At 66.3% G+C, this 14,376-nt stretch carries 13 protein-coding genes; 8 read left to right on the top strand and 5 right to left on the bottom strand.

Translation table 11 applies throughout. The features are described 5' to 3' along the window. Positions 1-105: 105 nt before the first annotated feature. Positions 106-2,328: a TPR repeat region-containing protein gene (locus tag OG976_RS15865; RefSeq protein ID WP_328350439.1), complete on the top strand. Its 2,223-nt coding sequence runs from the start codon at positions 106-108 to the stop codon at positions 2,326-2,328. An 821-nt stretch (positions 2,329-3,149) separates the two neighbouring features. Here the strand turns inward: OG976_RS15865 and OG976_RS15860 are convergent. Further along, positions 3,150-3,464, bottom strand: coding sequence for a WXG100 family type VII secretion target (locus OG976_RS15860; protein WP_328350437.1), 315 nt, complete (start codon positions 3,462-3,464; stop codon positions 3,150-3,152). 88 nt (positions 3,465-3,552) lie between these two features. Between OG976_RS15860 and OG976_RS15855 the strand changes: the two genes are divergently transcribed. Next, the gene (locus OG976_RS15855) at positions 3,553-3,966 is read left to right on the top strand and encodes a GlcG/HbpS family heme-binding protein (RefSeq protein ID WP_328350435.1); all 414 of its coding nucleotides are present in this window, start codon (positions 3,553-3,555) and stop codon (positions 3,964-3,966) included. Here the strand turns inward: OG976_RS15855 and OG976_RS15850 are convergent. Genes OG976_RS15850 through OG976_RS15840 form a run of 3 tightly spaced genes read right to left on the bottom strand, consistent with a single transcriptional unit; the run spans position 3,963 to position 7,015 of the window. Continuing rightward, a complete protein-coding gene (locus OG976_RS15850) occupies positions 3,963-5,177 on the bottom strand; it encodes an MFS transporter (protein WP_328350433.1) in 1,215 nt (404 codons plus the stop codon). The genes OG976_RS15855 and OG976_RS15850 overlap by 4 nt on opposite strands. 49 nt (positions 5,178-5,226) lie before the next feature. After that, a complete protein-coding gene (locus OG976_RS15845; protein WP_328350431.1) occupies positions 5,227-5,991 on the bottom strand; it encodes a GAP family protein in 765 nt (254 codons plus the stop codon). Between the two features lie 4 nt (positions 5,992-5,995). After that, entirely contained in the window at positions 5,996-7,015 is a 1,020-nt protein-coding gene (locus tag OG976_RS15840; protein WP_328350429.1) for a TIGR03617 family F420-dependent LLM class oxidoreductase, read from the bottom strand. A 42-nt stretch (positions 7,016-7,057) separates the two neighbouring features. Between OG976_RS15840 and OG976_RS15835 the strand changes: the two genes are divergently transcribed. After that, positions 7,058-7,915 (top strand): SDR family oxidoreductase, encoded by an 858-nt coding sequence (locus tag OG976_RS15835; RefSeq protein ID WP_328350427.1) that lies wholly within the window; start codon positions 7,058-7,060, stop codon positions 7,913-7,915. Beyond that, positions 7,905-8,363 (top strand): protease inhibitor I42 family protein, encoded by a 459-nt coding sequence (locus OG976_RS15830; RefSeq protein ID WP_328350425.1) that lies wholly within the window; start codon positions 7,905-7,907, stop codon positions 8,361-8,363. The genes OG976_RS15835 and OG976_RS15830 overlap by 11 nt, the downstream gene beginning before the upstream one ends. Here the strand turns inward: OG976_RS15830 and OG976_RS15825 are convergent. Continuing rightward, positions 8,360-10,099, bottom strand: a complete 1,740-nt coding sequence (locus tag OG976_RS15825; RefSeq protein ID WP_328350424.1) for an acyl-CoA dehydrogenase family protein — start codon at positions 10,097-10,099, stop codon at positions 8,360-8,362. The two genes, OG976_RS15830 and OG976_RS15825, sit on opposite strands and share 4 nt — an antisense overlap. A gap of 214 nt (positions 10,100-10,313) precedes the next feature. Here OG976_RS15825 and OG976_RS15820 point away from each other — a divergent pair, with 214 nt between their 5' ends. The 4 genes from OG976_RS15820 to OG976_RS15805 all read left to right on the top strand — a co-directional run bounded on the left by OG976_RS15820 (position 10,314) and on the right by OG976_RS15805 (position 14,364). Continuing rightward, positions 10,314-12,092 (top strand): alkaline phosphatase family protein, encoded by a 1,779-nt coding sequence (locus OG976_RS15820; RefSeq protein WP_328350423.1) that lies wholly within the window; start codon positions 10,314-10,316, stop codon positions 12,090-12,092. 87 nt (positions 12,093-12,179) lie between these two features. Continuing rightward, on the top strand, positions 12,180-12,728 hold the full coding sequence (locus OG976_RS15815) for a hypothetical protein (RefSeq protein WP_442930340.1): 549 nt from the start codon (positions 12,180-12,182) through the stop codon (positions 12,726-12,728). A 10-nt stretch (positions 12,729-12,738) separates the two neighbouring features. Then, a complete protein-coding gene (locus OG976_RS15810) occupies positions 12,739-13,671 on the top strand; it encodes an LLM class F420-dependent oxidoreductase (protein WP_328350422.1) in 933 nt (310 codons plus the stop codon). Between the two features lie 48 nt (positions 13,672-13,719). Further along, entirely contained in the window at positions 13,720-14,364 is a 645-nt protein-coding gene (locus OG976_RS15805; protein WP_328350420.1) for a hypothetical protein, read from the top strand. Positions 14,365-14,376 lie beyond the last annotated feature (12 nt).

Below are 14,376 nucleotides of genomic sequence, written 5' to 3'. Positions count from 1 at the left end.
ATTCACTCAAGTGTCGAAGTGGTCAACGGCAGGTATCCCGGATTTGTTCCCGGCGCCTTCCAGGTGACTGGAACCGCCATCAGATTTGGGTAGAGTTTGCTCATTGTGGGCATCACCCTCGCTGACCTGGAACGGTGGGACGCCGGAGCTGTTCGCTCGGTTGCCGATGCAGCCACCGAGCGCGCTCACGACACGCGTGCCGCCGCCCATGACCTCGGCGCGATCATGAACCGCTTGGTCTGGGAAGGCGAAACCTACGAGTCGGCGATGGCCAAGGCCAGGACCATCAGCAGCGAACTCGAGAAGCATGCCGACGAGTGCGATCAGGCCGCGAACGCCGTCAGGTCCGCAGCCTCCGAAGTCGAGTCGATCAAAGCCGAGTGGTCACGGATCCAGCACATGGCCGACCGCTGGAGCATCACCATCGACGTCGCGGACGGGGCACTGCACTACCCGACACCGGCCGACCCTCAAGCGCGAGCCGAGATCGAGCACCACGTCCAGATCGTTCACGACGCCATCGTCGACTTGCTACGCCGGGCGGACTCCACCGATCAGCACCTGAGCGCAGCGGTGAACGGCGCGATCAGCGACATGGCCGACGCGCTGGGCACCGATCACATCGATTCGCCGCAAGACGCCCAGCAGACGGTGGAGCAGGCGCTGGCCGGCAACCGGGACGCCGCGGCCCAAGTGAAGTCGGTGCTCGATTCGATCACTGCTGACCAGCGTGCGGGGAAAGCCCCACTCACCCCCATGCAGGCATCGGTGCTGAGCCAACTGCAGGCCCAGCAACACGGAATGTCCATCGACGCCCTCAACACCGCCGAACAGGGCCTCGGCGACAGCAGGGGCATCATCGGCGATTCGTGGCAGTTGATGAGCGATCCGAACATTCACTTCCCCAAGACCGAACTGACGCCCGGCGCGCTGGACGACCCCAAGACCATGGGCGCGGGCGGATTCGGGCAACTTCCCGCTAAAGTGCAATCAGTGCTGTCGTCCAAAGGAATGTCCAACCTCAATGAGATGGGCAAGCTGACCAACATCGTCAAGGACGGCAATCCCCTACTGCGACAGGGCACTGCGCTGGACCGCACCATGCTCAACAAAGCCACCGAAATGATGGATTCCCCGACGTTCGCCGGGACGACCATCGCCGACCGTGGCGGTTCGTCAGGAATCATCAACGACGGCAGGCCGATTGCGCTCGATGTGCTAGCAACGGCCGGACAGGATCATCTGGCGGTTCACGATGTCGTTCGGGATTCGGCCTACGCCGACCGCTTCATGAAGGGCGCGACGTCCACCGACTGGAGCGACGGCGGGAAGGCCGCGGGGGCGATGTTCAGTTGGACCGGCGATGCCGTCAACGGTCCCGATGCCAAGCTGGCCGCTGAAACCGCCTCGGCTTACGGGTCCTACGTCGGGCATCACGAGCAGGAGCTGCTGCACATGGGCGGCAACCAGACACTGGGACAGATGAATCCCGAACTGGTGCAGGGCCTTTCGCACGGCCTCGCCCCCTACATCCCAGACATCGCAGAGCTCTCGGAGGGGCGTCACCCGGGGTTTGCCGTGCCGGATACGGCCGGTGATGCACAGAGTGGGAATATGCCTGTTGCGAAAGGGATCTTCTCGGTACTCAGCACCGACCAGGAGGCTTCCGCTTATTTCAATGGTCAGACCGGCCACGCCGCAGTCGATGCACAGATGGATTACGCAGATGACTTCAAGAACGGGGCCGACATGTCCAGCAATAACCACCGGTTACGCGATTCAATGACCCTGCAGGGACTGGTCGACTCCGGAATCCACAATGCCACAGACGCGGCCGGCATCAACGACGACGCCAAGACGGCGGCTGCCTACGCAGCCAAGAAATCCGCCTATGACTTGGCCTTTGGTGGGCTAGACGCCGCGGGTGTGCCCGGTACCGACCTGGTATCCAACGCATTCGCGCAAGCGCTGATTGGTGAGCAACCCGCCGCCAAATGGGATGCGCACGCCGTGCCCGACCTCGACATCGGCCAAGGCGAGCAGCAGGTACTCAACGCCCTGGCACAGAGCGGCGTGCCCATCCGGGGGCTGCCGGACGAGTTCTTGTCGGCACCAGACCCCGGCAATCCAGACGCGCCGAGACGCATCTTGTCGTTCGAGGAGTACAGCTCGCTGCGGGAAGACCAGGTCCTGCCGAGCAGTAAATACAACGACGTCATAAAGGCGGCTATGAACGCGACCCTGGGTGAATCAGTTGTAAACGGTGTTGACGACCAACTGACGACTCGCTTCAACGCCGTCACAGAAGATGTGGATCCTCAGAAATGAGGCACGGTTCAGTCAGCACACAGAGAGCAGCAGCACTGCTCGCGCTCGTCATGATGCTCAGCAGCTGCAGTCGTGGGACACCGGCACATGAAGCAACAAAACCACCGCAGCGGTGGCCAGCGATGCTCTCGGAACTCCACTTCACTTGGAGCGCGGAGCCGGGCATCGACGTGGCGGCGCGCCCTGCCGTAATCGTTCGCGCGTACCAGGAATCAGTCACCGCGGCATCCTTCGGTGGGAGCAACGACTACCTGTATCCCGGGTTCGCCCACGCAGTCGCGCCCAATCAGCCTGTCGGAAATCCCCGTTCCACCTTGGCCCTGTGGCCCGAGATCGGCCGTCCCCTCGACCGGCCACAAGTCGGGACACTTCGCTACCACATACTCGCCGTCGACGAGAGCGATACCAATGTCACTGTCGTTGTATGCGCCTGGCTGGGGGGCTCTGCCCGCCAACAGCCCGACGGGTCGTACAAATCAGTGAGCCGCTACGTCGACGGCAGAGCTGTCGTTGTCGACCGATTTAATCTCCGTTCGCCCTCCCGGCCTGCAGCAGACAACATCCGCCCGCAAATTGGGCCTTCCCTGTATGCCACTAACGACGTCTTTGGCCAATGGCGGGTGGTAGGGGCACTCTCAGCCACGGACTCCGTCGGTGCAGGCCCCGAGTGGCCCGAATTCGATCAAGACCTCGCCGCCTGCGCGGCCAAAGCACCCGAATCAGAGGAACGCCGTAAGTTCCTCACCACGGGCGAACACCCTCGTTCAGACTTCCCCACCCTGCCCGCCTACCCGGGCTGGCCGGCCGAAACCCAGTAGCGGCTACAGATCCTCCGGCCCCGCAACGCTTTTCAGCTCGGCGGCGTTGCGCTGTTCCATATCGCCGAAGAGCCGCGCCGCAGTGTCGATATGGGTGGCGTGGCGTTCCAGTGCGGCGGTGTGCCGAGCACTGATCGTCTGCCATTTCTCGGCCATGCTCACCAACGCATCCGCCGACGCGCCCACCCAACCGGCCTCTGCTGCGGCGAGGCCGGTCAACGAGTTCGTGTGCGAGCCGGCCAGCGCACCTGCCCGGTCGGCGACCTCTGAGCTTGCGCCGATCAAGCCCGCAATGTCGACCTTCAAAGTCCCAGCCATTCCGGATACCTCCGATTCGGATGCTAACCGTCGCACCCGCGAGCGGCCAGTCACCCGTGCACACGCCCCACCCGCTAGGTTGACGCCCATGCCCACTGTCACCCTCGCCACCGCCCAGGCCCTGATCGCAGCCGCGCATACCGAGGCCGACGGCCGTTCGGTGACGATCTCGGCGGCCGTCGTCGACGCCGGCGGCAACCTGGTGGCCTTCGGCCGGATGGACGGCGCCGAGATCGCCGGCCCGGTGCTCGCCGTCGACAAGGCCTACACCGCCGTTGCCAACAGCATCGCCACCGCGGATCTGGCCGTCCTGGCCGCCCCGGGCGGTGAACTCTTCGGCTTGCAGGCCAACGGCGGCGGCCGCTTCGTCATCTTCGGCGGCGGCATCCCACTGGAGGCCGACGGCGTGATCGTCGGGGCCGTCGGGGTGAGCGGGGCCAGCACCGCCGACGACATCGCCTGCGCCGAGGCGGCGGTGAGCTGCTGGGCCTCGGAATCCTAGCGGCGACGGCGCAACAGACGCACCACCATTACCTGCGCTACGGCGAACAGGGCCAGCATTCCGCCCACGATGCCGAACCCGCCGTACACGCTGCCGCCGAACGAAAATGCCCCACCCACAGCACTGTTGATGCCCACCGAGATAGCCGTTCGGCCGAACTCCGAGGCGGCCGTCACCCCGCCAGCGTGCTCCAGGGGTGTGAGTTCCTGACGCCAGCGGGTCAACACCAGCCTGGCGCACACGTTGCTCACGCCGAAGAGGAACACCGCGACGATCATCACCGGCAGGTTCACCGGAATCCAGCCGACTGCGAGTAGCAGAGTGCCCACGACACCGGCGACAATCCAGCCGGCGCCGGACCCGCGGTGCTTGGTCACCGAGTACAGCAGTGCCCCCACCACACCACCTAGCGCGAACGCCGAGCCGACGTGGCCGACGGCAGCGGGATGGTGCAGTAACCCCTTGGCAAAGAACGCGCTGAGGACCTTGCGCAGCTCATATAGATGGAAGAGCATCAGCCCCACCACCACGATCAGCAGGTACCGGTGGGCGAAGATGTACTTCAGACCGGCCCAGGTCCCACCGTGTGGAGCCGTGGAGAATTCCTCGGTGCCGTTGGGCTGCAATCGTTTCGGAATGAGCAGATACAACGCCGCCGACACCGCGAATCCGATCGGGATCACGATGTGCGGGACGATGCCGCTCGACCAGATCATCAGACCGCCGAGCATGAGCGGCCCGATGACGGCACCGACTTCGAACGCGACTTCGTAGCGGGAGTTGATCCGGTCCAGCAGGTCACCACGATGCCCGGCGAGTTCGAGCGGAACCGTGTGCACCGCGGTGTCCACGTAGCCCCGGATCAGCGCCTCGAGCGTGTAACAACCCATAACCCAGGCGAGGCCGGCGAACCCCAGCGCCATGCCGATCGGGATGCCCGCCAATGCGATACCGCGCAGCAGGGTCGCCGCCACGAGCACATTTCGGGCCCCGAACCGTTCGGTGGGCCACCCCGCCAGATACGTGCCCAGCATGTGCACCCCGGTGCCGAACGCCGAGAAGAACGCCGCGCTGCCCAGCGAGCCCGACATGTCCGCCACCAGCAGTGGCTGCGCCAGATGCACGGCGCTGTTGACGATCTGCGTGACGAAGACCCCGCTGAGCAGACCACCCAGCCGGACCGAGTTCACACCAGCAGTCGCCGGATTCACCGGTCTGATTGTCCATCGAGCGGCGCCCGCACCGCGGCACTATGACATGTCAATGTGACGGTAGGTGGACGAACGCGTTGTGGGCGACGAACGCCCCGACGGCCAGGAGAAGGACCGCGACGATCCAGCGTCCGTGCACCCGCATGATGCGTTCGTAGCCGTCCTTGATTCGTGCCGGGGAACCCGGCCGGACGAGTTCGATCACGGCAGGTGCCAACGCCGGCACGACGGCGATCACGGCGAAGATGACGACACCCAACGTCCGTTCGGTGCGGTCGCTGATCTGCAGGATCTGATGGCCCGCGGCAATCGCGATCGGGAAGACCTTGGGGTTCAGACCGCAGACCGCGAATCCGGCGAAGGCGCCCCGGCCGACTCGCTGTCGCGCAGTGAGATCCGCACTCGGATCGAGCCGGTGCATGGCTGCCGGAAAGAGCTTGGTGAGGCGGGCGCGCAATCGGCCCGAATCATGTTTGTGCTCAGAGACATCCGCGATGGGCTTCTGGCGGATGGCTGACACTGCACGGTAGAGGCCGAGGGTCAGCAGCGCGGCGGCGATGACGGCCCGCAGGATGAAACCTGCCCACGTGTCGTGGTGCGCGGCGGGGGAGGTTCCAGACCCCGAGAGATGGGCCAGCATGACACCGACGACGGTGGCGAAGGCGACGCCCGCGATCCCGCCGGCCGCGAAGGCCACGGCGGCCCCCCGGGGCACCTTCTTGTCGCTGGCCACCACGAGGCCGAGAACCAGCGTCTCCGGGCTGAACAAAATCGCCAGCGCCAGCGTTGCGAGGACTGTCAGATGCGCGGACACCGGATCACACCCCCGACAGGCGTGCAGCGACGTCACCGTAGCGCCGGAACCGCTCCTCGCTCGCGCTGGCGGCGTTGTACAGCACGATTCGGCTGGCGATGCCCGCGTATCTGGCGGCCAGCGCGTCGGCCAGCCCATCCCAGGTGGCTTCGGTGGCGAAGGTGGCGATGTGGTCGTCGGTGATCTGCGCGGCCATGCCCTTGACGTCACCGGCCTTCTGCTTCTCCCGGATCCGGGCCGTGGTGCCCTCGAACCCGGCCTCGTCCCAGATGAACGCGTAGTTGGGCGTGCTGCCATAGAAGCTCATGCTGGCCCGGACCAGCTCCCGGTCGGCCGCACGCTCCTCGTCGGTGTCACCGACGACCGTGAGCACCGGCACGATCAACGCGATGTCCGAGGCTGACCGGCCCGATTTCGCCGCCCCCTCAGCCACTTTCGGCACCACATGCCGGGCGATGTAGCCGGGCTCGCCGATGGGATGGACGTGGACACCGTCGGCCACCTCACCGGCCATCCGCAGCATCCACGGGTTCACCGCTGCGACGTCGACCTTGGGATCGGGGGCGTCGATGGGACCGGCACTCCATTGCGGGGTGATGAAGTCCAGGTCGTAGAACTCGCCGTGGTGATCGAGCGTGCCGGTGCGGAACGCCGCGAAACAGGCTTTGACCGCCAGGACGTAGTCACGCAGACGCGGACCCGGCCGTTCGAACGCCGAGCCGTAGCGCCGCACCACGTGCGTGCGGACCTGGGTGCCCAGTCCCAGCCGGAATCTGCCCGAGGTGGCCTCCTGTAGTTCCCACGCGGTGGCCGCCGTGACGAAGGGACTTCGTGGGAAGGCAACTGCCACACCGGTCGCCAACTCCAGACCCGGAGCGGCTTGCGATGCCACCGCTGCGTTGAGATACGGGGTTCGGCCGGTTTCGGTGAACAGCATCCCGGAGAACCCTGCGGCCTGCGTACGGGCGGCAAGGGCGCCGATCTGGCCGAGCGGAAGGGCCGAAGTCATCACATCGACGTACACGCAGCGGACAGTACGCGACCGCCGAGCGCATAAGGTGCAGACGTGGGTACCTATGCAGTCACCGGTTCGGCGTCCGGGATGGGCCAGGCGGTCGTGGCCAAGCTTCGCGCCGAGGGCCATACCGTCATCGGCGTCGACATCAAGGAAGCCGAGGTGGTGGCGGACCTGTCCAGCGCCACCGGACGCCGCACCGCAGCCGAAGCGGTGCTAGCCGCCAGCGGTGGCCGGCTCGACGGTGCGGTGATGGCCGCCGGTCTCGGCCCGACTCCCGGCGCCGATCGCGCGCGTCTCATCGCGCAGGTGAACTACTTCGGTGTGGTGGACCTGCTGCAGGCGTGGCGCCCCGCGCTGGCCGCTGCCGACCGGGCCAAGGTCGTCGTCTTCTCCAGCAACTCGACGACGACGGTGCCGGCGGTGCCCAATCGCGCCATCGGCGCCCTGCTGGCAGGCGACAGCGACAAGGCGGTGCGCGCCGTGCGCTTCTTCGGCCGCAACGCACCGCCGATGATGTACTCCGCCTCCAAGATCGCGGTGAGCCGGTGGGTGCGCAGGCAGGCGGTCACGCGGGACTGGGCGGGGGCCGGCATCCGGCTCAACGCGCTGGCTCCGGGCGCCATCCTGACGCCGCTGCTCGAGCGGCAGCTGGCCACCCCGAAAGAAGCCGAGATGGTGCGGTCGTTCCCGGTTCCGATCGGGGGGTTCGGCGATCCCGGACAGCTGGCCGACTGGGTGGTGTTCATGCTGTCCGAATCCGCTCAATTCCTCTGCGGCAGCGTGATTTTCGTTGACGGCGGATCGGATGCCTACTTCCGCGCCGACGACTGGCCCCGGCAGGTGCCGGCCCGCCGGCTGGTGTCCTATCTATGGCGCAGCAGACGGTTCACACCCTATGACCAGTGACATCGCCGCCCGCCGGATCCCGGTGTTGGCCCTGGCTGCCGCACTGGCAGCGGCCGGCGCCGTGTCGGCCTGCAGCCATGCCTATCCGCCGCCGCACCAGACCGTGACGCTGTCGGTGTCCTACGACGAGCTGCTGAGTCAGAAGACCATCACCCGACAGGCCGGCCTTCGCGTCGGCGACACCCTGACAGTCGCGCTGGCCGCCAACCCTTCCACCGGCTACCAGTGGACGGCTCAAGCACAGATCAGCGACGGCGCCGTGCTGACCCAGACCGGCCACCGCACCATCGCCGCGGCCGGCGGGCCGCCGGGTGCGTCAGGAACCGAAGAATGGACCTTCGAGGCGGTAGCGCCCGGTACGGCGACGGTGACGACCAGCTACGGCCAGCCCTGGCCCGGGGGACAGAAGAACGCCTGGACCTTCACCGCCAAGGTCTCGGTCAGCTAGGGCCGCATCGTGTAGGCGCCGTCGTGGCCCTTCACCTGCTCCCAGATTCGATCGAAACGATCGGTGTCGGTCACCGGTTTGCGCACCGCGGCCAATGCCCATTCTTGCTGCGCCTGCGTCGAACTCGTCTTGCCGTGCAGGGCAACGGCATACGCCGAGAAGTCGCGGACCTGAACGTCGAAGATCTGGTCGATCACGTCATGGTCGATCGCGCGCAGGTCGGCCTGCTCCAGGATCAGCTGGCCGTAGACGACCAGGGTGAACAGGTGCCCGACGACGAGCATGAAATCAAGGTCGCGCAGTTGATCGCCATCGGGTGCCGCGGTGGCGAACAGGTGCTGCAGGGCCTTCGCCTGTTCGAAGAACCGTGCGACGTTCGGTATCGCCGAGAACCGTTCGTAGGCCGGCGTCCAGTCGGCGAACTGCACTTTGGACGCACCCCCGGCCGGTCCTTGGGACCAGAAGAACACATCGTCGGCGGGGTCGTCACGGGTGCCGATCGCCGTGTAGTCGGCGGGATTGAACAGGTAGTTCGGCATGAACTTCAGGATCTGCGCCACGTTGACGTGCACGGTGCCTTCAAGCCGGGGTAGGGCACCGATGAGTCGCGCCACTTCGGCGAAGTATGTGTTGCGCTCGAAACCCTTGGCCGCCAATACATCCCACAGCAGTCGCACCACCACTTCACCCTCGGAGGTCACCTTCGCCTTGGTGACCGGGTTGAACAGCAGATAGCGCCGGTCCTGCAGGCTCGCGCTGCGGAAGTAGTCGATGGCACGGTCGCTGAACAGCTTCATCGCCACCAGCCGGGCGTAGGCCTCAACGAAACTCGCTCGTACATGCGGGAAGTCGGTCACCGGGTTGCCGTACAGAATCCGGTTGTTGGAGTGCGTGATCGCCTCGTAGAACGCGTGCTCGCACATCCCGATGGACGCGGTGCACAGATTGAACTTGCCGACGTTGACGGTGTTCAGCGCCACCGAAAAGGCGTCGGGGCCGGTGCACAAGATGTCTTCCTCGCGAACCGGATAGTCCTCGAGTCGGAAGTTGCTGACATACATCTGGCCGTGAACGACGTTGCCGATCAGCTTGTACGCGGGGTGGCTGCTCTCGGCTGCGAACCACACGTAGCCGTCGGGGCCGTCCACGTCGGCTCGGCGAGAGAACACCGACACCATGCCTGCCACGTTGCCGTTGCCGATGTAGTACTTCTCCCCCGACGCGCGGAACACCACGCCCTCTTCGTCGCCGTCGGCTGCGGGAGTCAGAACCATGTCGGTGTTGTAGATGTCGGCGCCGTGCTCACGCTCGGAGAGCGCGAAGGCCATCACACCGCCGTTGTCCAACTGCGCGGCGGCACGTTCCTTGGCCTTGATGTTGTCGCTCTGCCAGATCGGGCCGAGGCCGAGGATCGTGACCTGCTCGGCGTACCAGTAGGCCAGGCCGTAGAAGCCGAGGATCTCGCTGAGCGCGGCATTACGGGAGGTGTCCCAGCGCTTGTTGTCATCGCCGATGCCGTACTCGGCGGGGGTCAGGAAAGTCGCGAAGACGCGCTCGCGCTTGATGAAGTCCAAGAAGTCCGAAACCCAGGTCGCGTCCACATCGTCCTGCAGCAGCCTGGCCTTGCCACGCGACTCGAACCACTCGACTAGTGCCTGAAGTTGGCGACGGGTCTCCGCATCGAACTGCGAGAAATCCTGGTTGTTCGGGTTGAACAGTAGTCGGGGGGTCGCCATCGGGCTCCTTTCGTCACTACGGCGTTCGAATCTAGCCTGATCGGGGCCCAGAGATTCCTGTTCGCCGACAACTCGATGGTGACGTCTTCGTCGTGCCGGAAGTCCTGACCAGGAACCGGCCCGCGAAGACTGTGAAAACCCTGTGCACCGGCGGGCCAAGGATTAGCGTCACGCCCGAAGCCGGATGCCAGCCGCTCGTCATCGGGAGTGCGATATGACCACCATCAAACAAGTTTGCCTGGGCGCCGCGATCGCCGGCGTCGTCGCGGGCGGCGGGTCGGCGCTGGCAACAGCGGTCGCCTACGCCGAAACACCGGGGTCAGACTCGCCCGGCACATCTCAGTCCGATTCCTCCGGCGGCGCAGGGGCCAGCTCGCACAGCGGCCCGGCCGGCCGTTCGGCGAGGTCCGCAGCCACCGCGACCCGCAGCGGGTCGGCCGGAGGCAACGACACCAAGCAACCAGCGGCCGCCACACAGACCCGATCCCCCGGAGCGAGCGCGGCGCAGCGCCGGACCACCTCGCTGTTGCGCGACATCGGCACGACGCAGGATCAGGCACCAGAATCCGTCGCTGCGCTAGACGCCGTCCCCGCGTTGGTCCGCACCCCTGCGCCGGCGGCCGCCGCGCCGACACCCGCGGCGCCGGTGGCTCTCGCGAACGTTGTCGCGTTCAGCGCGTCGGCGACCAGTGGCCGGGTCCGCAGCGCAAGCGCCGTCACGACCCTGCTGGCAGCGCAGCCCACACACGTCCTGCTGATCGGCACCGACGGCACGAACCTGGACAAGATCCTCGCCGATCCGGTCGCCAACGCCGGATTCATCGACCTGATGAACCAGAGCGTCACCGGCGCAACGAGCATCGTCGGGCATACGACGATTTCCGGACCGTCCTGGACGACGATCCTGACCGGCGTGTGGGACAACAAGAGCGGCGTGATCAACAACCTCTTCAACCCGGCGCCGTACAACTCCTGGCCCACCGTGTTCAACCTGATCGAGTACAACAACTCCGCGATCGACACCGCGGTGATCGCTGACTGGAAGTACATCAACGACATCGGCAACGCCGGCGGATACAAGGCCGACACCAACACGTTCGTCGACTTCACCAACAGCTGGGCCGACACCGATGCCCAGGTCGTGTCGAACACCATCCAGATGATCCAGAACACCCAGGCCGCTGATTCGACCTTCATCTTCTCCTACCAGGTGCAGGTTGACGAGGCCGGTCACGCCTACGGCGGCGGCTCACCGCAGTACGCCCAAGCCGTCACCAATGTCAGCGACAACATCGCCGACATCATGGCCGCGATCGACGCCTGGGAAGCCGACCCGAACAACAACGGTGAGAAGTGGACGGTGATCGTCACCACCGATCACGGCCACCAGCAGTCGCAGGGCTTCGGCCACGGCTTCCAATCACCCAATGAGACATCGTCTTTCGTGATCTTCGACCTCGAGGGCGACGACGCCAACGACGGCAAGCAGAACCTCGGCTACACCAACGCCGACATCACGCCCACGATCATCAACCTGTTCGGTCTTCCGGCCCGCTCGGACTTCGACGGCGTTCCGCTGGACACCAAGTCCAACAGCATCGTCTCCCCGGTCGATCTGGTGCAGGCCCTCAACGACGCGGTCGACATGTACGGCTACCCGAACATCGGCATCGACCTCGCCCTCGGAGTCCGGACGGTGTTCGCGTCGATCCCCTACTTCCTGGACGGCTTCGTCACCAGCATCACCGCGCAGTTGCAGGGCATCGTCGATCAGGACATCTTCTTGATCAGCGCACTGGCGGGCATCGCCGAGGCGCTGGTGAAGATCACCGGCGACATCGTCGTGGGCACCACCCAGGCCCTCGCACGGGTCGTCGCCCGGGCAACCGGCTCCGGTGTGATCGCACCGACCGATCCCCCGCTGCCCCCGCCGCCGGGAGCCGCCGTGGTGCCGACGCCGACGCCGGTGCTGCTCGCGGTCAACGTCGCCTGAGCGGACGCCTCGGCTCCCCGCACGATCGACGCATAGCCCCTCGAGTCACTGCAGTAACTTTCGTCACTGAGTGCGTAGTCTGGTCAGATGCGCTCATGGAACGGCGTGAAGGCCTGCGTTGCGATGGTGTGGTTGGTCATCGCCGGCGTCACGGCAGCCGGGTGCAGTAACACCGTCGACGGCGCGGCCAGTTGCCCGGGCTGCGGCCCCGGCGGGGAGCCCAACTTCCCCACCAGCCGTCCCACCGCGGCACCGCCGACCACGTCGACGGCACCGAGCATCCCGGCCCCCGGCGGCGGCACTTTGGCGCCCAGTTCCAGCGGCTACGTCTACATCGAGACGAAATCCGGCCAGACCCGCTGCCAGATCAACTCCGAGTCGGTGGGCTGTGAGTCGAACTTCACCAACCCGCCCGTCGTCAACGACGAGCCCGCCAACGGCGTCGAGGTGACGGCCGACGGCAGCGTGCGCTGGATCAGCGGCAACCTCGGCGCGATCCCCACCACCGCGCTCGACTACAGCACCTATCAGGCGGTCGGCTGGACCATCGACGCCAGCAGCAGCGGCACCCGCTTCACCAATGACGGCACCGGCCACGGGATGTTCATCAGCACCGAAGGCGTCGAGGTCTTCTAAGCTGGCGAGGGTGGACTTCCGTGTGTTCGTCGAACCCCAGCAAGGTGCCAGCTACGCCGACCAGCTCGCCGTTGCCCAGGCAGCCGAATCCCTAAGCTATTCAGCGTTTTTCCGCTCCGACCACTACGTGGCGATGAGTGGTGACGGGCTTCCCGGGCCGACGGATTCCTGGGTGACCCTGGCCGGGATCGCACGCGAGACCACCACGATCCGGCTGGGCACGCTGGTCACCTCGGCGACGTTCCGCCATCCCGGACCGCTGGCGATCTCGGTCGCCCAGGTCGACGCGATGAGTTCGGGCCGGGTCGACTTCGGGATCGGCGCCGGCTGGTTCGAGGCCGAGCACCTCGCCTATGCCATGCCGTTCCCGCCGCTGGGCGAGCGCTTCGAACGGCTCACCGAGCAACTCGAGATCATCACCGGGTTGTGGGCGACGCCGCCAGGCGAGACCTTCGACTACGCAGGCACCCACTACACCGTCAAGGATTCACCCGCCCTGCCCAAGCCGGTGCAGCAGCCGCACCCGCCGATCGTCATCGGCGGCGGCGGCGCGAAGCGGACACCGGCGCTGGCCGCCCGGTTCGCTGCCGAATTCAACCTCGCCTTCCCGTCCCTGGATTTCGTCGAACCGCAATACGGCCGGGTCCGCGCAGCTCTGGAGAAAATCGGCCGCAGCCCCCAGGACATCGTCTACTCGGCGGCGTTCGTGGTGTGCGCCGGCCGCGACGACGCCGAGATCTCGCGGCGCGCCGCGGCGATCTCCCGGGAGGTCGACGAGTTGCGGACCAACACCCCGCTGGCCGGGACGCCGTCGGAGATCGTGGACCGGCTTGCGCCATATATCGAGGCCGGCGTCGAGCGGGTGTACCTGCAGGTGCTCGATCTGTCTGACCTCGACCATCTGGAATTGTTCGCCAGCGAGGTCGTCCGCCAGCTTTCGTGATTGCGGATCAACCCAAATGCCCTGGCAAGGTGGCTAGCATAGATAGCCGTGGCGAAAACTGACCCCACCGGGGCCACCGGTTATTCGACCGAGGACGCCATCGCTTTCCCCGACCCGTTCGGGCCGTATCCCGATCAGCCGTACCCCAGCGCCTCGGCCGCAGGCCCCACCCAGGCCGTTCCCGACCGCCCGCACGCGGCTTCGGAACCTCTCGACGAGGCAGACCCACCGACCGATCCGGCGATGGCGCCGGTAGCCGCCGCCGACGCTTTCGACCCGTTCGCCGCTGACGCCTTCTGGTTCCCGGAGCGACCCTGGTATCGCAGGCAGTCGGCGACGATCGCGCTGTGGGCCATCGGTGCGGCCGTGGTGGCCATGCTGGTCGCCGGCGTGCTGCTGGTGTTCCGTGACTCCGGGGAGTCCGGCCGGTCCGAGGACACCAGCCCCGCCTCGACCGCCCCGTCGAGCGCCGCGCCCACCCGCTCGCAGTCACCGGAACCGCCGCCGCCACCGCCGCCACCACCGGAAAGTCCGCCGCCGTCGGCGCAGCCCCGCAACACCTGGGTGCCGCAATACCCACGGCAAGCCGACAACGGCCGGCCCAACGTCACCACGCCGCAGACCCGGCCACCGCAGATCAGCGTTCGCCCCACGCACCGCCCAGCGTTCCCTAACCAGCCCGGCGGGGGCTGACGACTACTATCG

It is taken from the genome of Mycobacterium sp. NBC_00419 (assembly GCF_036023875.1).
Taxonomy (GTDB): Bacteria; Actinomycetota; Actinomycetes; order Mycobacteriales; family Mycobacteriaceae; genus Mycobacterium.
Note: the sequence above shows the minus strand (reverse complement) of the source record. Positions and strands in the feature narration are given on the sequence as shown.

Bases quoted from the DNA above. Each gene is read 5' to 3' on its own strand.
- OG976_RS15855 (WP_328350435.1), top strand. From the start codon at position 3,553: ATGCCCACTGTCACCCTCGCCACCGCCCAGGCCCTGATCGCAGCCGCG.
- OG976_RS15830 (WP_328350425.1), top strand. From the start codon at position 7,905: ATGACCAGTGACATCGCCGCCCGCCGGATCCCGGTGTTGGCCCTGGCT.
- OG976_RS15860 (WP_328350437.1), bottom strand. From the start codon at position 3,464: ATGGCTGGGACTTTGAAGGTCGACATTGCGGGCTTGATCGGCGCAAGC.
- OG976_RS15825 (WP_328350424.1), bottom strand. From the start codon at position 10,099: ATGGCGACCCCCCGACTACTGTTCAACCCGAACAACCAGGATTTCTCG.
- OG976_RS15820 (WP_328350423.1), top strand. From the start codon at position 10,314: ATGACCACCATCAAACAAGTTTGCCTGGGCGCCGCGATCGCCGGCGTC.
- OG976_RS15815 (WP_442930340.1), top strand. From the start codon at position 12,180: ATGCGCTCATGGAACGGCGTGAAGGCCTGCGTTGCGATGGTGTGGTTG.